The organism is Streptomyces sp. NPDC099050, assembly GCF_044759865.1.
GTDB lineage: Bacteria > Actinomycetota > Actinomycetes > Streptomycetales > Streptomycetaceae > Streptomyces.
Genome location: NZ_JBIWAE010000003.1, coordinates 263,174 through 284,624, shown reverse-complemented (window position 1 = coordinate 284,624; position 21,451 = coordinate 263,174). Strand labels below are relative to the sequence as shown.

Below are 21,451 nucleotides of genomic sequence, written 5' to 3'. Positions count from 1 at the left end.
GACGGTATGTCAGCCGGCCTCGGGTCGAGCCGGATGGCGCGGGCCGTGGCCCGGCGGCGGGGTAAGGGTGGACGTGTAGTTCTCGCCGTCCACGAGGGGGTTCTCCATGCCCAGGCCTGCGGCTGCCATGCGGTCGTACTCGGCGAGGACGAGGTGCTTGGTGCGGTATTCGCCGAAGCGGGCGATCTCGTTGTTCTTGAGGCCGCCGTTCTCGGTCTGGAAGGACTCCAGGATGTAGTCGGTGTCTTCGCGGGAGACGCCGTAGAGGTGGAAGAAGTAGGCGTCGAGCTCGGCGCGGATCAGTGCGCGGCGCTCTGGATCCCACGCGAAGGGCGGTCCGGTCTCGCCGAGGTCGAGGGCCAGGGGCTCCATATCCCATGACGCGTAGATGAGTTCCAGGGCTCGCGGGGTAACGAAGGCGGTGTGCTGTGCTAGGTCGCCGGGGTGAGGGACGGGGAGCTGTTTCCACGTCATCAGGGCCATGTGTACACCGCCAACTTTTTGACGTGAGACAAAGTCAAAAATGAGAGAGCTCTGGGCAGCGACGAGCGCCGCTGTGAGATCGACGGGGGCGTCGGTGAACATCAGCGGAAGGGTGTGCCCTACTGCCGCGCGCGGGAGGAAGGTGGGGATTGCGGTCCGCTCGTTGGTTGCGGAAGTTACGTCGCACCAGCCGATAAGCCAACTGTGAGGCCACCCTCTTTCTTCCAAGCGTTGGTTCACTCCGGGAATCAACACATTTTTTCCGTTGCGAACGGTTTGGATGCGTCCAGTCTCAGCGATCCAATTCAGTGGCAGAGGAGAACGTTCCGGATCGCTAAGCTCAAGCTCTGTGAGGTAGCTGGGCTGGTTCTGCCGGTTTACTGCTGTCAGGCTTTTTACCACATCGGCGGCGCGGGGATTGAAGAAATCGACCATCTTCGCCTCGTACAACGGTAGCATTCGCTCACCGTTCCTGTGGAATTCGTTCCCCGTAAGTTCCCAGCCGTCCGCCTCAAGCGCTTGCTGACTGCGGAACAGGTCCGAATCGTCGGTCATGTTGAAGAGGTTTTTGAAAGAGATGTTCCACGGGTTGCCGTCTTTATGATTCTCGTCGACGAGGACAGGGATCCGGCGCTGGATTGAGGTCGTGAGATCGGCGTCCCGACGGGTGCTAAAGACAGGGAGCGTCCCTGTGTTGGGATTGATTAGTGCAATCTCCTCGGGCGACAGCTCGAATACTGATTTTCCATCAGCGAGTTCGTCTGGATGTCCGAGAGAGAAAGCGAAATGGGAAGCGTTCTCACGCAAGTCGCGCCCGGCTACCGAAATCAGGGCGAACGGGTAGCTGGCGTGGACGGCCGGGAACAGCTTCTCTCGCCTGCCGTTCTCGAAGTCATAGAGATGTTTCAGCACGCCCCGCCGCGTAAGATCCTGGAACAGGAACTGAGCGCCTGCCCCGGTGGCGATCTGCGTGGGAACCACGGTCCCGCAGCGGCCCTTGGGTGCCGTAATGGAGACGAACCGCTCGGTGAACAACTGGTCCGTCTGGAGCGAATTGACACCCTTCACGGAAAGGCCTCGCCGGAGCTGCGGGTAGGCTCCAGATGAACCCAAAAACAGGAACGAAGACTTTACCCGGCGCCGCGCCGCGTGGTAGTGGGCACCTTCCTTAGGATTGTCATGCGCCCATTTTGTGATTTTCGTACGGCGAGCCGTGCCGGCGACCTCCGCGAGTGCCGGCTCGACCACGCTGAAGTACTTCTTGTCCTCGAAGTCGACCTTGTCCCACGGCGGATTCCCCAGCACGCAGTCAAAGCCGCCCGCCCACCCCGTCACAGGGTCCACGTCCACCGCCGCCGCAGGGTCGTCCGGGACCGTAAAGACGTCGGGGTACTCCAGGTGCCAGTGGAAGAAGCGGTATTCCTCCGCCAGTCGGTAGATCTCCTTGTGGGTTTCCCGGCGGGCCCCCGTGCCGTCAGACGAGCCTTCCGAGTCCCGCAGCGCGAGGAACACCCGCTGGGTCACCGGCGGCGGCGCAGCATCCGTCTTCTCCCACATGAAGGCCGCGCACCACGCGTCCGCCGTGTGCAGGGCGTCGCGGTAGGCGCTGCTTTCGCCCCACGCCTGGTAGCGACGAGCCAGTGCGCGGACCTGGGCGAGTTCGTCGGTCGGGGCCTTTTCCACCACGGCGCGCAGCTCGGTGGCGAACGCCGTGTTGGTGACGTTCACCGATTCTTCGAGCTCGGAGTCCAGCGTGTAGATGCCCTCGCGCTGTTCCTGGTTGTCCCTCTGCCAGCGCGCGGCGGTCGCCGTGTCGTCGCCCTCGACTGCCTTGAACGCCTCCTTCGGGATACCACCCCGCAGCAGCGCCGGCGTCGCTCCGATCAGGCCGTTGCCGTGCTTGATGTGGCCGTCCAGGAAGCCCAGCGCCTTGCCCGGCTCCAGGGCCTCCATCCACAGGGAGACCTTGGCCAGTTCCACAGCCATCGGGTTCAGGTCGACGCCGTACAGGCACCGGGCGACGACCTCGTGCAGGGCGTGGCGGACGCCGTCCACCGAGGGTTCGGGGGTGGACTCCCGTACGGAAGCCACCCGCTTCGCGATCCGACGGGCGGCGGCGACCAGGAAGTGGCCGGAGCCGCAGGCCGGGTCGCAGACGGTGAGGGAGAGGAGCTCTTCGACCACCGTCTCCACCGGGTGCAGGCGGCCGTCCGCAGCCACCCGGTCCTCGCCGCGTTCCTGCGCTGCGTCTATCACCGGGTCGAGGGTCGAGTCGAGCAGGACTTCGACCAGCGAGCTGGGGGTGTAGTACGAGCCGGTCTTCTTGCGCTCGTTGCCCAGCCGGTCCACCAGCTCGAACTTGCGCTCGCTCGCACTGTGCTGCGGGACCAAGGAGAGGAGCGACTCGTAGATAGCGCCCAGTTCTTCCGCGTCCAGCGTGCGGTAGTCGACCTTGCGCCAGCGCTTCGCCTCGGTGTCCCGGACCACCGACAGATGGCGGACTGCGGCGAGGAGGTGCTTGTTGGAGAGGGAGAGCTTGTCGAGCGGAGCATCGGCGGGGAGCTTGTCGAAGAGGCCGCCGAGGGCCGGCAGGCCCAGCTCGGGGCGGCCTTCGAGGTCGCCGAGGGCGTCGAGGACGATGCGCAGGGCCTGGTAGCGGTCGGAGTGGGAGGTGCCGTGGCGGCGGCGCGCCTGGGCGCGGAGCCGGGCCGTGGAGAAGTAGTCCGCGTAGCGGTCGCGGGCCTCCTCGCTCGCCGTCGGTGGGTGCAGAGCCTCGCGGTCCTCGGCGACGAAGACGAACAGCATGCGGTAGACGAGGCGGAGCAGCGCCGCGTGATAGGCCGTGACGTCGAGCTTCTCGCGCAGCGCGGCGTTGTCCGGGTGCTGGAGGAAGCCGGTACCGAGCTCCTTGATGGCCATCCGTACGCCCTCGCCGATGTCGTCGAGGAAGCGTGCGCCGAAGCGGATCGCCGCGTCCCGCCAGACCTCCAGCCAGCATCCGACCTGGGTGCCGCCCTCGGGGCCTTCGAAGCGGGAGGCGTGCAGGATGCGGTACAGGAGGACGAAGTCGCTGAACAGTTCGCCGTCGAAGATCGCTTCGAGGTCGAATTCGACGTACGAGACGGTGGTCAGCGCGTTGGAGTCGCGCACCAGTCGGATCTGCCGGCCGTTGCTGAGCAGGGCCCACAGGTGCTCGGGGCCGGTGCGGTTGAGGGCCTCCTGGAGGAGGGACTGCGGCGCGGGGGAGCCGGGACCGCCGCGCTTGTCGAGGGTGGTGTTCCAGGCCGTGAGGTGGATGAGGGTGTGGTCGCGGCGGTGGCTGACGGGGAAGGTCTTGGTGCCGTCGGCCGATGCGATCCCGGCAGGTCCGACCGGCGTGAGCCGTCCGAAGCCGAGTGCCTCGAAGAGGGGCTCCAGCCAGTTGGCGCGGGCGTAGCCGGTGCTGTCGGCCCGGACGGCGGACTCCGGTGCGGCAGGCAGCCGGTCGCGGACTTCGCTCCAGAGCGACTTGAGGTAGTCCCAGTGGCGCTCGGCCTCGTCGCGTACGGACCGGGCGCCCGGGATCCGGTAGTCGGCCGGAGCGAGACCGCGGAGCTCCTTGGTGACCGTGCCCTGGGAGATGCGGACCAGCATGTCAGCGGGCAGCAGGGCGCCGACCGTGTGGACCGCGGTGAACACCTGGTGGCGGGTGGTGGCAGACATCAGGCGGACACTCCGGCAGAGGCGACGGCGGGCGTGGCGGGGAGGTAGACGTAGGCGCCGAGGACATCGGCCGGCTTCTGCACCGTGACGGTCAGGCCGCGGACGAACTCGCCGGTGACGGCGCGGACCCGGCGGTGTGAGGCGTCCAGTTCGGCGGCCAGCTCCTCGCCATAGGCGGAGAGGTGGTCCGACACGTCGGGGAGCTGATCGAGAATGCGGGTCATGGTCCGCTCGCCGAAGTGGAAGTCCGTGTTCTCGGCCGCCGAGGCGTCCAGCAGGGCCACGGCCTCCTCCTGCGACAGCCACACCGCGCTCCTCGGGGCGCCCTGGAACGCCAGCAGGCGGGCGTCTTCCGCGACCATCTGCTTCTCACCGCTGCGGGAGGGGAGGGTCAGATGGAAGCGGTAGCGGACCAGTAGCAAGGTCGTACGGGTGGTGACGGCGTCCGTGGTGACGACGCCACACCGGCGGGCCGGACGCGCTCCCTCGGCCTCGCGGTCGAGGGCGGCGTTCAGTACGTGCGCCGCGAGTGCGCCGACGACCGGGTCGGTGCGCACGAGGGCCGCCTCGCCGCGGGTGACCGCGGGGTCGGAGCGGAAGGGGATCGGCCGGTCCTTCTCGATGATCTCCGGTCCGACGACCGGGGCGAGCGCGTCCCGCAGGCCGGCCGGGGTGCCGCCGACCTGCGCCGTGAAGTCCTCCCCGTCCGGGCGGATCACCGAACCGAGCGCGCCGAGCGATTCCCGTACGAAGGTGTCGATCTCGCCGGCGCTGCCCAGTGCCTGGCGGATCGACGCGACCTCGCGTGCCACCTCCTGCGGATGAATGGAACGCTGGGCGAACCGGGAACGGGACGCCTTCTCCCGCTCGGCCGCCGAATTCCAGTCGCTGTCCAGCTTCTCCGTGCTCACCTTGAAGGCGTCGGCGCTGAACAGGGCGTCCTGATCGTTCCGGCCGCGCATCAGCAGCCACTCCACGATCGCGTCCGTCACGCCGGTGGACAGCTCGTCCGGGACGGAGACGGAGATGCCGAGGTCCTTCTTGATCTGCCGGTGCTTTTTGATGAGGACTTCGAGGACCTTGCCGTCGATGCCGTTGTCGGCGCCGTACAGGGTGATGACGCGCACCTCGTCCCGCTTCTGGCCGTAGCGGTCCACGCGACCTTCGCGCTGGTCGTGGCGGGTCGGGTTCCAGGCGAGGTCGTAGTGGACGACCGCGTCGAAGTAGTGCTGGAGGTTGACGCCCTCGGAGAGGCAGTCCGTCGCCACCAGGACCCTGCGGGCGGCCGGATCGGTGCCCGCCTCCTCCGCGAGCTCCTCGATCCGCTCGATGCGCTGCTGGGGGGAGAGGGTTCCGGTGACCGCGGCCACCGTGGCCTTCACACCGCCCTTGGCCTTCAGCTTCTCCGCCACGTACTCGGCCGTCGGGATGTAGCGGCAGAAGACGATCGGGTGGTACCCGTCGGCGAGCAGCCCCTTGAGATGCTTGATAAGGGCCTTGAGTTTCAGGTCCTGCTCCGCGCCCTCCAAGTCGGCCGCACGTTCGGCGAGTTCGGCCAGACGTGCGCCCGCCTCCTCCGTCTCCGCGCCGGGGGCCACGTCCATGCCCTCCAGCGTGTCGCTGTCGGCGGCGTCGCTGTTGAGGGGAGCACCCAGCCGGTCGGCCTCCTCGGCCGATGCGGCGATCGCCGCCGCCGAGCGGGTCACCAGCGTCTTCGCCGCGGCACGCGGAGAAGACACGAGCGAGCGCAGGAGGGCGATCGCCGACCACCAGGCGATCCGGGCCTCGCGTCCGCCCTGGGCGCCGGCTGCTTCCACCCGCTCACTCGCGTAGGCGATGGCGTCGTCGAGCAGGGCCCGGTAGGCCGGGGACAGCTTGTACGTCTCGTCCTTGAAGTAGCGGTCGGAGGGGAAGGCGGTCCGCTGGGCGAGACTGTCGTCTTCGAGGCCGTCCTCCTTGGTGAGGTACGTACGCACGTCCGCCCGCTTGCGGGCCACGAAGTGCTGGGCCAGCAGCTTGCGGCCGGACTCCGAATCCAAGTCGACGTATGCCAGCTCGGGCTTGACGAGGCCCAGGAGGTTGCGGAAGGCCGACTCCTTGCCGCTGTGCGGTGTGGCCGTGACCAGAATGAGGTGGCGCTGCTCGTCCTCCGAGACGCGGCGCAGCAACTCGTAGCGGAGCTGGTTCTGGGTGCCGGTCGTGGTGTCGTCGGCCGCCACGCAGGTGTGCGCCTCGTCCACGATGACCAGATCGGGGCAGTGGCGGACGAAGTCGTCCCGGTGACGGGTCGACTTGATGAAATCCGTTGAGACGATCACCTGCGGGTGCTTGTCGAAGAGGGACTGGCCGAGGTCCAGGTCGCGCTCCAGCCTGGAGACCGTGGAGGACAGCACCAGTTCCGCGTCGATCCCGAACTTGGTGCGCAGCTCTTCCTGCCACTGCTCGGCGAGGGCCGGGGAGCAGAGCACCGCCAGCCCGGACGCCTCACCCTGTGCGAGGAGCTCGCTGGCGATCAGGCCGGCCTCGATCGTCTTGCCGATGCCGACGTCGTCGGAGATGAGCATCCGAACCGTCTGCTGGCGCAGGGACATGAGCAGCGGCACCAGCTGGTACGCGCGCGGCTCCACCGCGATCCCGGCGAGGGAGCGGAACGGGCCGGCGCCGGAGCGGAAGCCGATCCGCAGCGCCGTGCGCAGCAGACCTGCCGCACGCTGGTCACCCAGGTCGGACGGTACTGGCGCTGCGAACACGGCGTCGTCCACCGTCTCGAAGGCGGGGAACACCGCGGCGATGTCGTCGTCCGATCCGCCGAGGGGGCGCAGGACGAGCAGATCGGGCTTGCTCTCCGGAAGTACCACCCATTCGCGGCCACGGGCCCGAACCAGGGCTCCGGCGGTGTACGTGTGTGCCATGTGAGTCGTCAAGTCCTCGGTCGCGGGCTCAGTGGGTGGTCAGTGGGTGGAAGGGGTGCCGAAGTACCGGGCATGCGGTGCGACGACCTCGTCCCATGTGGCGTCGTGCGGGAAGCGGACGAAATCCCAACGGGCGTCGAGGAGGCGTTCCTCGGCATCCTCGTCGCGCAGTGTCGTCGCTTCGGTGTCGGGCAGGTCGACGAACACGGCGAGGTTGACGCCGGGCAGGCGGTAGACGAAATCGGCCAGGACATTGGCCTCGGTGATCAGCGTTTCGCCGTCGTCCGGGAGGCGCAGCCCCTTGCCCTTCAGCCAGCTGAGCAGATCGTCCTGGGCGATGGTCTCAGCGACCTCGGTCTCCAGCCGGGTGGGTTCCACGGAGCTCTGGTCGAGCAGTCGCCGGAACTGCTCCGACCGGGACTCGCCGCGTCCCTCCCGATGTGCCGTTGACGATGCGAAGCGCACGAGCAGATCACGTGCAGCGTGCCGGTTGATCAGGGTGTGGTTCAGCTGGTTGCCGTAGGTGAGCAGGCACTCGTAGCAGCCGAGCGCGCACGGCCGGCTAAGGTGCGGGCCGCCCAGGTCTTTCCCGTCCGTGTCGAAGTGGCAGATGGCCAGCGCCTGGCGCGCCGCCTTGGCCAGTGCGTCCGGTTCGGCCTGAAGCCGGCGCAGTACTCCGGCACCGCCTTCGGCCGCCTCGGTGAACAAGATGCGGCGCCTGGGGCCGTCGGCGGGAGGCAGCAGCTCGCTGGAGAGCTCCGAGTCCTCCAGCTCGAACGCCGCCTCGATGCCGCGCTCCAGCGCGTACATCAGCGACAGGGCAACCGGTTCGGGCAGCGCCTCATCGAGAGTGACGACCAGGATGTTGCGGCGGTCCTCGACATAGGGGATGACCCGCTTCTTGCGCCGCTGCTCGTTGCCGTCGGCGTCGATCACCGGCAGCTCGCTAGAGTCCCCGGAGGCCGCCGAGGCGTCCCGGTCGTTCATCCAGCGGCCGTCGGCGAGGTCCAGCCAGTAGCCGTCCGGCTCATCGGTACGGGAGCGGACCCGGCCGGTGTTGGTGATCCTCACGGTCGCCGAGTCGCCGTAGGCCACGGTGGCCAGCGGCACGTCGGAGCGGTCGGTGACCGCCGCGTTCAGACGCCCCTCGCGGGCGCCGTGGTCGTGGAAGCGGTACGAGGTCTCCAGCTTGAAGCCCGCGCGGCGACGCTCCTCCTCGTCGGAGGAGATCCGCTCACGGCGGGTCGTGTACACGGTGTGCAGCTGGAGCAGGCCGTACGTCGCCGACCCCAGGGGCTCGCGGCACATGTCGCAGACGTCGGCACGCAGTTCGGGATCGTGGTGGTAGCCGCAGTGGGCGCACCGGCGGGCGGCCGATGTCGACACGTCACCCGAGGTGTCCGGCGGCAGTTGGATGCGGGTCACCTGGTAGCGGGAGCCCTCGTGGTAGATGAGGGCTCCGGGGCCGAACTCGCGGATGGCGAGGAAGCGGGGGCGCTGCAGGTAGTCGCCCTCGTTGCGGCGCGGGCCGACCTTGGGGATGTACGCGGCCAGCGGCAGCCGCGGGAAGCTGTAGCCGGGGAGGAAGCCCTCGGAGGCGAGGTAGCGGTAGGGGTTGAAGTCGGAGAGCACGGACTTGCTGTCCACGCTCTCGTTCATCAGCAGGTGCAGCTGCGTCTCGGCTTCGAGACGACGGTAGCTCGCACGCCTGCGATCGCCCTCGGTCAGGCCGAAGTTCAGGCGCCGCTGGTTCTGGATGAACTGGTCGTCGAGGGCCGCTCGGAAGAGGTCCCGCCAGCGGTCGAAGGCCCCGTCGAAGCGCTCCGCCACCGTCCGCACGCGGTCCGCGATCCACTCGTCGTACCACCAGGTGGTCTCGGAGAAGTCGGGCAACAGCGGGCCGAAGATCCGCTGTGCCGAATCGACCGTACGCCTGCGGGCATCGTCGTCGAGGGAAGCGGCGAGGATCTCCGGCTGGAGTGCGAGAAGGGGAGCGGGCCGCTCCCCGGTGTCGGGGTACGACACGTCCAGGACCTCGGGGACGGCGCGGCCCAGCCGGAGCCCCGCCTCCGCGATCCAGATGCCCTGAAGATGGGAGAGGACCAGGTCCTCGTTGGCGAGGTCGAGGCGCGGCGGAGCCACGGCGCCCGCCACCATCCGCTCCGAACGCCGGAAGTAGTACTGGTCGTGGCTGTTGCCGGTGGCGCAGTACGTGGTGACCAGGGCGGGCTGGCCGCTTCGGCCCGCGCGGCCCGAGCGCTGCGCGTAGTTCGCGGGCGTCGGCGGCACGTTCCGCATCATCACGGCGTTGAGCGAGGAGATGTCGACGCCGAGCTCCATCGTCGGCGAGCAGTACAGCAGCTTCAGCTCCGCCTTTCGGAACGCCTCCTCGCGCTGCTCCCGCTCCGCGGGCGCGACCTGCGCGGTGTGCTCGCGGGCGAACATGCCGGCGAGGGTCCCTGCCGTGTCCTTGTACAGATCGCGGAAGAAGGTGTTCACACGAGGGCCGTCACCGCTCTGGTACGTGCGGGTCAGCGGGTCGTGGGTACCGGTTTCACCCCTGCCGGCTCGCCACAGCAGTGACTGCGCCGCCACCCGGTAGCCGATGGCAGTCGGGGTGGACTGCCGGCGGAACCGCCCCGAACGCTGAGGGGCTTCGGCGACCTCCTTGACCAGGCCGGCCCGGGAGAGGACCTGGAGTAGCTGCTCGATGACCAGCTGCAGGTCACCGGGGTCGAGATCCCGGAACGACCGGTCCGCTCGGCGCAGGTACTTGCCGAACTTGCCGCGGGCCGAAAGGAACAGGCTGGAGCGGTCCATGCCCGGCCGGGACGGATGCGGATACGCGGTACCGACCTTGGGCTTGTCACCGCTGCTCAGCACCCACGGGTCGACCAGCCGTTCCTCGCTGGCGCGCTGGAGGGAGTCGAAGTCGTCCCGGAAGTAGGAGACGTCGATGGCCAGGGACCGCCGCATCTCGTTCAGCAGCGCCCGGATGATTTCGGAGCGCAACGCGGGGTCGGCATCTCGTAGAGCCGGGAAGGTCTGGCCCCAGCGGTCCTCGTGGCCCGACACCCACGCCAGGTCTTCGTAGTCGATCTCCAGCAGGCCGGTCTGTTCCAGATTGGGCATGGTGATGCGCCAGCCCCGCTCCAGATCCAGGTAGAGGCGGAAGGCGATCACGTCTCGCAGGGTCTTGGCGGCGTTGCGCGCCAGAGCGGGCGCGAGCTCGCTCCCGCCTGCGTAGTCGGAAGGCGCGAGGGCCAGCGCGGCGGTGACGGCCGACGCCAGCCGTTCGTGGTTGAGGCCTTCCTCGCCCGCGTTGAGCGCCGCCCTGTACAGCGCTCCGCGCAACTGGGTGATCTGGACGAAGTCGTTGAAGTGACCGGCCTGGAGAGAGGCGTCCTGCCGGTTGTCGACGAACGTGAGGAGCTTGCGCGCTTCTTTGTCCAGGTGTTCCTCGGGAACGGACTTCAGGGAACGCACGACCGAGGCCGAGATCAGCGAGGTGGCCGACGAGCGACCCTCCTGGTCGAGGGTGGCGAGTTTTGCGAAGTCCCGGCCGCGCGTCTGTTCGTAGGAGACCCCGCAGTGCGGGCAGAACAGGAAGGGGGAGGGGATGAAGGCGGCCTGGAGCTCGCCGCGTCCCTCGTACCCGAGCGGGTCCACGGTGACCGCCTGGGGGACCCGGCCCCGGTACGACGGCTTGACGATCTCCTGGCCGCCCGAATCGAGTTCGAGCCACGACTCGGGGAGCCTACGGTCGTCCACCGCGTACTGGACGCCGGCCGGCCACGGCCGGTCACGGTCGATGTAGAGGTACCCGTCGCCCTGTCGACCGCCTGTCGCCGAGGTGTCACGTCGCGCCTCGTAGCGGACCTCGCCGTCCTTCTCGTTGCGCCAGACCGTCAGATACTCCTGGCCGCACTCCCGGCAGAAGGCCAGGGGGATCAGGATTTTGCCGCTCTTGTCAGGCTTCTCCAACTGATAGGAGCGGGTCATGTAGCGGGAGAGCTTGTCCTCAAGGGTGACGTAGACGGTGTCACCCTTGGAAAGGAACTGGTGCAACCGGAACGCGAACAGCGGGCGGTCCGTCACCGGGTGCAGAGCCTGCGAGCCCGCTTCCAGCGTGGCGCGGATCGCTGCCGTGCAGTCTCCGACGGGGACGCCGGAGGCCTCGGACAGTTCCGCCGCGGCCTCCTCGATCTTCGCAGGTTTGCTGCGCACCAGCCGGCCGGTGGCGTCCTTCTCCAGTCCGAAGCGGGTCTCGATCCAGCGGGCGAGCGGGTCGTGTACGAGGTCCGCGTACGCGCGGGGGGCGCCGGGAGCTCGGAGCCGCTCGGCCGACACGGTGGCCGGGGCCTCGTCGGTTGCCCGTACCAGCGTCTCGACGATGACATGCGCCGGGCTGACGTCGGTACCGAAGAGCCTCGTCGCCACGTCCGCGACCACCTCGCGCTGCTCGTCGACGGTGCCCTCGGTCGACATCGTGGCCGAGGTGCCGACGCACTGGAGCCGATCGGCCTGGCAGGCCTCGCGGACCCGGCGAATCAGCAGGGCGACGTCCGCACCCTGACGGCCCCGGTACGTGTGCAGCTCGTCGAAGACCAGGAACTCCAGGCCCCGGGCCATGGCGATGAGGCTGGTACGGTCGGCCGGACGCGTCAGCATCAGCTCCAGCATCACGTAGTTGGTGAGCAGGATGTCCGGCGGGTTGTCGCGGATCTCCTTGCGGCGCTGTTCGTCCTCCTGCCCGGTGTAGCGGGCGAACGTGACCGGCTCCCGGCCTTCGCCGTAGCCGTCCTGAAGGTATTTCTTCAGTTCCTTGAGCTGGCTGTTGGCGAGCGCGTTCATGGGATAGACGATGATCGCCCGGACCCGCTTGGCGCCCTGAGGGCCTTCGGTCTGCCGCTGTTGCAGGACCTGGTTGACGATCGGGACGATGTAGGACAGCGACTTGCCCGAGCCGGTGCCGGTGGTCAGAACGTACGAGGCACCGGAGCTCGCGGCATCGATCGCTTCGCGTTGATGCCGGTGGAGGGTGAGCGGGCGTCCGTCGGGAACGGTGCCGCCCTCGGTCTTGCGGGCTTGGAAGATCCGCGCGCACTCCTCCTCGAGCACCTTCTGGCCCGCCAGTTCGAGCACGGTGCCACCGCTGGCGAAGAACGGGTTGAGGGACAGCCAGGGGTCCGGCCACTGCGACTTGGCTTCGAGGTCATCCTCGACGAACGAGGCGATCAGGTCGTCACGGATGATGGTGCCGCCCTGGGTGAACGAGCGGTACTCGCTGATCAGCTTCTCGTGTACCCCGAAGACGTTCATGCCGGCGTTGGTGCCGGGTGTGGCAGCCGCGGTCCGCTCCGGCGCCGCGGCTGCGGATACCACCGGCGCGAGTGGGACGGCAGCGGAGGGTGCCGAGGCCAGCACGGCACGGACGGGGTCGAGGGCACTCCAGTGGGGCAGCGCCGAAGGCGCACTTGTGGCGTCGGTACTGATCAGGGGCAGCAAGGTCTCGCGCACCGTGACGGCGTCGGCCGGGCGTTCGGCGGGGTCCTTGGCCAGCAGTCGCTCCACGAGGCGGGCGAGCCCGACGGGGACCGATGGCCTGGAGATCGTGACGGAGCTGGGTGTGTCCTCGACGTGCTTGCGTCCCAGCTCGTACGCGGAGCCGCTGCTGAACGGCGGGACTCCGGCCAGCATCTCGTAGAGCACGCAGCCAAGGGCGTACAGATCGGCACCCTGGGAGACCTGCTTCGCCTCGAACTGCTCCGGAGCCATGTAGCGGGCGGTGCCGACGCTGACACCGGTGCTGGTCAGGCTCGCCTCGTCCGGGTCGTCGACGATGCGGCCCATACCGAAGTCGAGGACCTTCACCGTGCCGCCCCGGGTGAGCATGATGTTGGCCGGCTTGAGGTCGCGGTGGACGATTCCGGCGGCATGCGCGGTTGCCAGGCCCGCGGAGATCTGTGCGGCGATGGCGACCGCCCAATCCAGCGGGAGCTGGTTCTCTTCTTCGATCAGATCGCGCAGCGTCTCGCCGTCCAGGAGCTCCATGGCGAGGAAGGGCTGCCCGGTGACGGAGCCGTTGGGTCCGGCGCTCACGTCGGTCGTACCGATGCCGCCGTCGATGAGCCGGGTGAGGTTCTCGTGATCGAGGCGCCGCATGATGCGTACCTCGCGGGCGAACCGGTCAACGGCCTTGCGGTCCGCGCCAGTGTCGATCAGCGTGCCGGATCGGCGGCGAAGAATGGTCTTCACGGCGACGATGCGATCCGGTCCGCCCTCAGGCGCCTGGGTGTCCTCGGCTCGGTGGACCTCCCCCATGTTGCCCGCCCCGATGACCCCGGTCAGCCGGAACCGTCCCCCGATCACCCGTTCATCCACTGCCGCTCCTTCATCTCGCCCATCACATGGTGACAGAGCGTTCCTGCGGCGTCTGCCGTTGCAACCCGCCCGCGTTGTCATCGTACACAGCCGACTCGTCAATGGCCTGTGAAGGCGTCTGTTGACAATGTCAACGGGTTGGCTCTAGGTTTGCCCCTGTCGGCGTTGATGCGAGTGTGCGACGCAGAACAGGTCTACTTGCGGACCGGGCCGCCTGGTAGGGGGGTCGGCCGTCCGGCGGCAGGTTGCGAAACATGCACAAGGGGACATCGGGCCTCCGTAATAAGTTGCACCAGAACCTGAGTTTGGCCGGATCCGGCTGCCGGGGTCTGGCTCGGCAGGTTCGCGGACATCTTGGGGGAGGGGTGCACATGACCGGTGCGGGGCGTCCATATCCCGTGGAGGAGTTCCTGGCGGCGGTGCGTGCCGAGATCCTCGCGGAGCAGCGGAATGACGCGGAAGGCGCTGTAAAGGTCTCCCTCTCCAAGGGGCGGCTTCTTTCGCATGAGGGCGGGGCCCGCGAGTATCTCTTCGATTGCCGCAATGGGAATGACGGCCTGGACGGCGTCCCCGTGCTTGCCCGGCCGTCACGTTCCAGGAAAGCCTGGGCCCCTGCAGCATCTTCTCGTGCGCCGGACGGGACCGTACGGCTCGTGACGGAAGCCGATTTTGGGGCCGCGCCCGACCACATCCAGATCCGCAAGGACGACTCGGCCGGCTGGGCGGCCCTGGCTGAACGTCTGGAGGCTGTCGGCGGCCAGGACAGTCCCATCGATACCGAGCACGCGGGCTGGCTCGTCGGCCAGGGCACCCCCCGTACCGGCCGTGTCGAGAACCCGGGGCAATGGGTGGCGAACTGGTCAGGTCTCCAGCTCAACCCGCGCCAGCGTGACGCCATCGCGCAGGCACTTGCCAGTGAGGTGCTGTTTCTGTGGGGGCCGCCCGGCACGGGCAAGACCGATGTCGTCGGCCATATAGTCGAAGGCAGTTTCCGCCAGGGACTCAGGGTCCTCTTCCTGGCTCCGACCAATATCGCGGTCGACCAGGCCCTGGAGCGGATGTGCTCCCTGCTGGAGCACGAGGCGGGTTTCACCGAGGGGATCGTCCAGCGGGCCGGGAGCATTGTCCTGCCGTCACTGCGCAGTCGTTACGGAGACCAGGTCGACCCCGGCAGGATCGCCGCCCTGCTCGTGGAGAGCATCGACCGGCAGATCAGCACGGCAACCGATCAGCTCAAGGGCGCCAGAGCGGCCCTGGCCCTGCACGACCGGGTCCGGGACCTGGAGTCGGACCTGACCGCAGCCGCAACAGAGCTGGCCGAGGCCGGTGAAAACCATGCCGAGGGATCCCGCACGGTGCTGGCCGCGGATGCCGCGGCCGCGCAGTTGAGGTTGGAGATTGGCGAAGCCGGGCTGCCGACCGGACTCTTCGCTGACCGCAAAGCCGCGAAACTGCGCGACCTCCGCTCTGCTCTGCAGGACGCGGAGATGCGTGCGAGGCGGGCCAGGGATGCCGTAGTGAGCGCGGGCCGTCGCCATGAGGCAGCAGGCCGGCAGGCGGCCGAAGCCCGACACGCCCTCCCGGCTGCCCGGGCCGCTGTCATGGGGATTCCACCCAGGCAGGCCGTCACCGAGTCTGCCGCCGCGCTTCAGGAACGACTCGACGAGCTCGGCCGGAAGCGCAAACGCATCCAGGACGAGGTCCGGTCCCGCTGCCGGGTGCTCGGAGCGACGGTGGCCAAGGCCGTCCAGTCGAGGAATCTGCTCGACGAGATCGACGTCGTGGTGATCGACGAAGCCGGGATGGTCAACCTGCCTTCGGCCTGGTTCGCAGCCGGCCTCGCCCGTAAGCGGGTGATCGTCGCGGGGGACTTCCGCCAGTTGCCCGCTGTGACCAAGGGCGACGGAGACCGGGAGGCGAGCGAAGAGGAGCGTGCGCATTCCCGGGAATGGACGGCGCGGGACGCCTTCCACGCCGCCGGTCTGGTCGACCCGTCCGGGCGGGTCCGCCAGGACCCCCGCCTGGTGGCGCTCGACACCCAGTACCGGATGCGGGAGCCGATCTGTGCGGTCGTGAACGAGGTCGCTTATCCGGACGCCCCGCTCAAGACAGGGCGCGGCAACACCAGCCGTCTGCCGTTCGCCCCGCTCATCGACTCCCCGGTGATCCTGGTCGACACCTCGGGCCGCCGGATTCCCGGTGGAGGCCGCAAGCCTCACATGGCGAACGCCGTCCATGCCGCCGTCATCCACGAGCTCGTCCGGGGACTCCAGTACGAGGGCGTCCTCCCCGGCCGTAAGTGGGATGAGGTCCCCGAAGGGGAACGGGCAACCGACCGGCTCGCAGTCATCTCCCCGTACCGGGAGCAGGTCAAGGCGCTCAAGAGCAGCCTGGCCCACCGGTTCGGGGAGGACTACGACGGCCTGGTCGACACCGTCCACCGGTTCCAGGGCAGTCAGCGCCCCGTTGTGCTCCTCGACACGGTGGCGGGCGCCGGCAAGGACCCCGGCTTCTTCTACAGCGGAACAGGGCTGTCCTCGCAGACCTGCCGCCTCCTCAACGTCGCCCTGAGTCGCGCCCAGGACCACTTGGTCGTGGTGGCGGACGTCGGCTTCCTGCGCAAGCACCTGGCCCCGCACAGCGAGGCCCTGTCGATGGTCGATTATCTGGAGGCGCACGCGCAGACCATCTCCGCCGACCAGCTGATCCCGATCCTCGACGCCGGCCAGCTGGCCAATTTGTCGAAGGAGGAGCTGGCCCGGCCCGCCTTCTTCGAGCACAGCGAGGTTGCGGCCGCGGTCGAGTGGGACGTGGAACGGGCGGGGCGCAGCATCGAGCTGTACTCGGCGTTCATGGACCGGGCCCCGGTTCGCCGGTGGGCCACAATGCTCGGCCTCCGGACGGCTGCCGGGATTCAGGTCACGGTCTTCACCCGACCGCCGGAGGAGCAGCAGGACCCCTTACGGGTGGAGCGGCACTCGGAGTTCGTGCAGCAGTTGGAGGCCGTCGGCTGTCGGGTCGAGTTTCGCGACCGCATGCACGAGAAGGTCCTCATCCTGGACGGTTCGGTCCTTTGGCACGGTTCGAAGAACCTGCTCGCGAACATCGGGCCGACGGACCTGATGATGCGCTACACCGACCCGGCCGCGTGCGATCGAGTGCGGCGGCTGATGGAGCACACCCGGATGGAACGCCCGGCGCGTGCCCCGTGGCGTCCGGCCGAGCCGAGCGAACCGGTCGCTCCGGCTCCCGAGGTCCCGGCCCGGCGAACCGAACCGACCGACAAGGTGTACCCGGGCTTGGTCCGGGACGGCCGCCTGTACCTCAAAGTCCCGTACGAGCAGAAGGACGATGCGAAGCGCCTGCTCAGGGCCCAGTGGGACAAGGCCGCCGGGCATTGGTGGGTCGACGCGGCCCGGGTCACCCGGGAACAGGCGGCGCGCTGGCTGCCGTAGCCGCCGCGCAGCCTGCTGGACCTTGTGGTGGAGTTGGGAGGGAGAGTTGATGGCAGGGAAGCGTTATGACCAGCGTGTACTGGTGCTGGTGGAGGTTCGGGGTGCACAACGCGACTGGGACGAGGCGGAGCGGGCGTTCGAGCAGCAGGGCTGGCCGGTCGTCACTGCCTTCGCCCGGGGCGAGGGTCCCTCGCAGGGTGTTCTGAGGGCGGACGCCTCGGCACGGCTGTACTCCGTCGAGGTGCGGTTCTTCGGAGCTCGTAACCGGCGCACCGAGCAGGCGGCCGCCTGGCAGGTGCAGCGGCTGGCGCGAACGGTCAGGCTGGAAATGTACGCCAGACGCGCTGACCCGATGGACCGGGACCGGGAGCAGCTGACCGGTTGGCGGGCGCACACGACGGACCACGGGCAGAGCCGGACAGCTGCTCCGAGACCGCTGACACTGACCGGACGACTGCGCCGTGCCGGCTCGGAGGCACGTGCCCGATTCATGGAGAAGCGCGGCCGGTACGACACCGGCACAGTGGTGACGGGAACCGCTTCGGAAGCCCGCCGGCTCTCGCGCATGAACCTGCCCGGTGGTTCCACTCCCGCGGCTGTTGTCGACGTAAGGCCGCACTACAGCCGGGAGCACAGGCACATCGTGGCGCGTCGGGAGGAGGACCATCACCGCTGGGTGTATCGCAGCGCGGCTTGGACGCTTGCCATGATCTTCTGCGTGGTGGTCGCTCGGCAGCAGAGCGGTGTGTGGACGTGGGTGTGGGCGTGTGCCGCGGTGTTGTGCCTCCTTCGGGGTGCTCGATTGGCGCAAAGCGTGTTCGCGGCCGGCGGCCGCGTGGGGAGCCTCTTGATGTGGGGTGTGACGGGCACCTTCCTCCTGGCCCTCGCCGTGGGCGCCGACAAGGGGGACGGGAGGGGTTGGACCCCGCTGCAGATGCTCGCGGTGTTCTCCGTCACGGCGACTGCCGGGGGGATCTGCTTGCTGGTCCGCCAGTGGACGTGGGGCGAATGGCTCGCCTGGGCGGCGCCGCTGGCATTCGCACTCGTCGTGTCCTGCGTGGTGGCCTCCGGGTCCGTGATGCACGCGCTGTATGCGGACAGTCTCGACTTGGCACCCGATGACCTCGATGTCCCGGCGATCTGGCAGGCCGCTTCGGCGGTGAAGCTCCTGAGCCTGCTGAGCTTCACCTTGTGCGTACCGGCTGTGTGGGGGATCGCGAAGCACGTGCACGCACCGTTCGTCAGCCCCATCGAGCGACTCGGCGTCCCTTTGTACGTGGTCACTCAGGCCGCTGTGATGGCGGTGTGCGGGATCTGGGCCCTGGACTCGGCAGGGAACGCGGTGAAGGACCTGCATGCGGCCGCAGTACACAAGGCGGGGCTGCCCTCCTACTTCGGCGTCGAGCCGGAGTGGACGTGCGTGGAGCCCACCGTCCCCGCGGCGAAACTCAGCAGCCGGGGCGGCGCTCTCAGTCCCGAGCGGGCGTACGTCTCGTTCGGGGAGGCCGGAGGAACGGTGTCGCTGTGGGACGAGTCGGCGGGCAAAGCGCTTCAGATGCCGGCTGAACAGGTACGCCTCGTCCCGGCGGAGGATGGCAAGGCTCCGTGCACGTTCTCCTACGCGACCATGCCCAAGGGAGACTGACCCGTATCGGCCCAAGAGGCCCACATCGGCTCGGGACCGAGACCGGGGTTTCTTCTGGCCTCGTGGCGGTCCGGGGCGACGGCCGGCCCGCCCGGGGACCGTCCTGGGCGGGCCGGGGTTTTTGGGGGCCCCGGTTACGGGCGGGACGTGAGGTAGCCGCCCATGGACTTGAAGTACTCCGAGGCCGGGAGTTCCTTGCCGTCCTCCGTGCGGACGCTCGTGATGGACAGGGCGTGGTTTCGGCCCGTGCGGGCGTCCGCGCCGGCGACGATGGCCACGCCTTCGCCCTCGCGGTAGAAGATGCGGCCCGGGGTGCCGCCGTAGCGGCCCTCGGAGACGACGGACGTGAGGATCTCCAGGCGCTTGCCCCGGTGGAAGGTGAAGGCGGCGGGGTAGGGGGCCGACTGGGCGCGGATCAGGCGCTCCAGGTCCTCGGCGGGCCAGGACCAGTCGATCCGGATGTCCTCCTCGGCCCGCTTGTGGAAGAAGGTGGCCTGGGTGCGGTCCTGCTTCGTGAACTCGGTCTGCCCGGACGCGATGAGGTCGAGGGCGGCGATCGTCACCGGGGCGATCAGGTCGACCGTCTTGTGGAACAGGTCCGTGGTCGTGTCCGTCGGGCCGACGGGGATCGACCGCTGCATGACGATGTCGCCGGCGTCGAGCACTTCGTCCATCATGTGCGCCGTGACGCCGACTTCGGGCTCGCCGTTGATGAGGGCCCAGATGAGGGGGGAGAAGCCCGCGTACTTGGGGAGGAGGGAGTCGTGGATGTTGAGCGTGCCGTGCCGGGGGAGCGTGTAGATGCGCGGCGGGATCCAGGTGCGCCAGTTGTTCGCGACGAGGATGTCCGCGTCGGCTTCCTTGAGCTGCTGGAACAGTTCCTCGTCGTCCGGGCGGTTGCGGATGACGACCGGGACGCCGTGCTCCTCGGCGAGGTCGGCGACCGAGTCGCTCCAGATCTTCTCGTAGGCGTGCTCGCTCTTGGGGTGGGTCACGACCATGACGACGTCGTGCTCGGAGTCCAGGAGCGCCTTCAGGGTGCGATGGCCCCAGGTCTGATAGCCGAACATGACGACCCGCATCGGGGTTCCTCCTCGGAAGAGCGAATGAGCAGAGGTAAGTAAAGCAAGGCTTACCTAACGACGCAACAACCCCGATTCTGGGCTTGATTGACCCGGCTGTGGGTCCGTTGTCTGGTTTGTCTGGTCGACAGGGTCTCTGGATCAGGTTAGCTTTACCTAAGTTCCACTCGGCTGCCGGTCACCGGTGCGCCTGGACGCCCCCTTTCCCCCACCCCTGACACGACGCCTGGCAGGCGGCTGTCCCGCACCAATGGGAGTGACATGTCACAGGCTCTTCCTGGCGACGCACCACTGATCCACGACCTGATCGGTATCGGCTTCGGGCCGTCGAACGTCGCCATGGCGATCGCGCTCAGCGAGCACAACGTGCGCGTCGGAAGGCAAGAGGCGGTCACCGCTCACTTCTTCGAGCAGCAGCCCCGCTTCGGATGGCACCGCGGCATGCTCATCGACGACGCGACGATGCAAGTGTCCTTCATGAAGGACCTGGTGACGCTCCGGAACCCGACCAGCGAATACAGCTTCCTCTGCTATCTGCAGGAGAAGGGCCGGCTGATCGACTTCGTCAACCACAAGAACCTGTTCCCGCTGCGGGTCGAGTTCCACGACTACCTGGAGTGGGCCGCCGCCAAGGTCGACGACATGGTCTCGTACGGGCACCAAGTCGTCTCCGTCGAGCCCGTGGTGCGGGACGGCGTCGTGGAGTACCTCGACGTGACGGCCCGCTCCGGCGACGAGGTCGTCGTCCACCGGGCCCGCAACCTCGTCATCTCCACCGGTCTGCGCCCGGTCATGCCGGAGGGCGTCGAGCGGACCGACCACGTCTGGCACAACACCGACCTGCTGAAGAAGATCGACGCTCTGGAGGGCGGCGAGCCGACCCGGTTCGTCGTGGTCGGCGCCGGCCAGAGCGCCGCCGAGAACGTGGCCTACCTGCACCGCCGTTTCCCGCGGGCCGAGGTCTGCGCGGTCTTCTCGCGCTACGGCTACAGCCCGGCGGACGACAGCAGCTTCGCCAACCGCATCTTCGACCCCCAGGCGGTGGACGAGTACTTCACCGCCCCGGAGGACGTGAAGCAGCGGCTGATGGGCTACCACGGCAACACCAACTACTCCGTGGTGGACATCGACCTCATCGACGACCTCTACCGGCAGTCGTACCAGGAGAAGGTGCTCGGTACCGAGCGGCTGCGCTTCCTGAACGTCTCGCGCCTGACGGGCGTGGAGGAGACCGCCGACGGGGTCCGCGCCACCATCAAGTCCCTGGTCACCGGCGAGGAGAGCGTGCTCGACGCCGATGTCGTCGTGTGCGCCACCGGGTACCAGCAGGCCGACGGCCTGAGTCTGCTCGGCGAGGTCGCCGACCGCTGCCACCGTGACGACCAGGGCCGGGTCCGGGTCGAGCGCGACTATCGCGTCGCGACCGACCTCGAGCTGAGCTGCGGCATCTACCTCCAGGGCGGCACCGAGCACACGCACGGGATCACCTCCTCCCTGCTGTCCAACACCGCGGTCAGGGTCGGCGAGATACTCGACTCGATCCTCGACCGGAACCTCAAGACCGTGCCCGAGCAGGCCCGTCCGGTCGCCGGGGGAGCGGGCGGCGGAGCCCGCCAGCCGGCCGTCTGACCGGCCCCCACCCATCCACTGCCGTGCCTCCCGGGCGTTCTCGCGCCTGAGGCACGGCAGTAGTGTGCAGCCGGTTGCCCCATGCGGTCAGTTGCCCCATGCAGTCAGTTGCCCCATGCGGCCAGTTGCTCCACGACGCAGTTGCCCCATACCGAAGGA

7 protein-coding genes are annotated in these 21,451 nt (G+C 68.4%); 3 read left to right on the top strand and 4 right to left on the bottom strand.

The window, feature by feature from the left end:
* Positions 1–9: 9 nt before the first annotated feature.
* Genes ACIQV3_RS07055 through ACIQV3_RS07045 form a run of 3 tightly spaced genes read right to left on the bottom strand, consistent with a single transcriptional unit; the run spans position 10 to position 13,421 of the window.
* Complete coding sequence (locus tag ACIQV3_RS07055) at positions 10–4,185, bottom strand: Eco57I restriction-modification methylase domain-containing protein (RefSeq protein ID WP_403710528.1); 4,176 nt, start codon at positions 4,183–4,185, stop codon at positions 10–12.
* Positions 4,185–7,097, bottom strand: coding sequence for a DEAD/DEAH box helicase (locus ACIQV3_RS07050; RefSeq protein ID WP_403710526.1), 2,913 nt, complete (start codon positions 7,095–7,097; stop codon positions 4,185–4,187). The genes ACIQV3_RS07055 and ACIQV3_RS07050 overlap by 1 nt, the downstream gene beginning before the upstream one ends.
* Before the next feature lie 39 nt (positions 7,098–7,136).
* On the bottom strand, positions 7,137–13,421 hold the full coding sequence (locus ACIQV3_RS07045) for a protein kinase (RefSeq protein WP_403710875.1): 6,285 nt from the start codon (positions 13,419–13,421) through the stop codon (positions 7,137–7,139).
* Between the two features lie 458 nt (positions 13,422–13,879).
* Between ACIQV3_RS07045 and ACIQV3_RS07040 the strand changes: the two genes are divergently transcribed.
* Positions 13,880–16,936 carry an AAA domain-containing protein gene (locus ACIQV3_RS07040; RefSeq protein ID WP_403710524.1) on the top strand — a complete coding sequence of 1,019 codons (3,057 nt, stop codon included), beginning with the start codon at positions 13,880–13,882 and terminating at the stop codon, positions 16,934–16,936.
* 49 nt (positions 16,937–16,985) lie between these two features.
* Positions 16,986–18,581 (top strand): NnrS multi-domain protein, encoded by a 1,596-nt coding sequence (locus ACIQV3_RS07035; RefSeq protein ID WP_403710522.1) that lies wholly within the window; start codon positions 16,986–16,988, stop codon positions 18,579–18,581.
* 134 nt (positions 18,582–18,715) lie between these two features.
* On the opposite strand, the gene ACIQV3_RS07030 is transcribed toward ACIQV3_RS07035, so the two are convergent.
* A complete protein-coding gene (locus ACIQV3_RS07030; RefSeq protein WP_403710520.1) occupies positions 18,716–19,663 on the bottom strand; it encodes a methionyl-tRNA formyltransferase in 948 nt (315 codons plus the stop codon).
* 261 nt (positions 19,664–19,924) lie between these two features.
* Here ACIQV3_RS07030 and ACIQV3_RS07025 point away from each other — a divergent pair, with 261 nt between their 5' ends.
* Positions 19,925–21,292 carry a lysine N(6)-hydroxylase/L-ornithine N(5)-oxygenase family protein gene (locus tag ACIQV3_RS07025; protein WP_403710518.1) on the top strand — a complete coding sequence of 456 codons (1,368 nt, stop codon included), beginning with the start codon at positions 19,925–19,927 and terminating at the stop codon, positions 21,290–21,292.
* Positions 21,293–21,451: the final 159 nt, after the last annotated feature.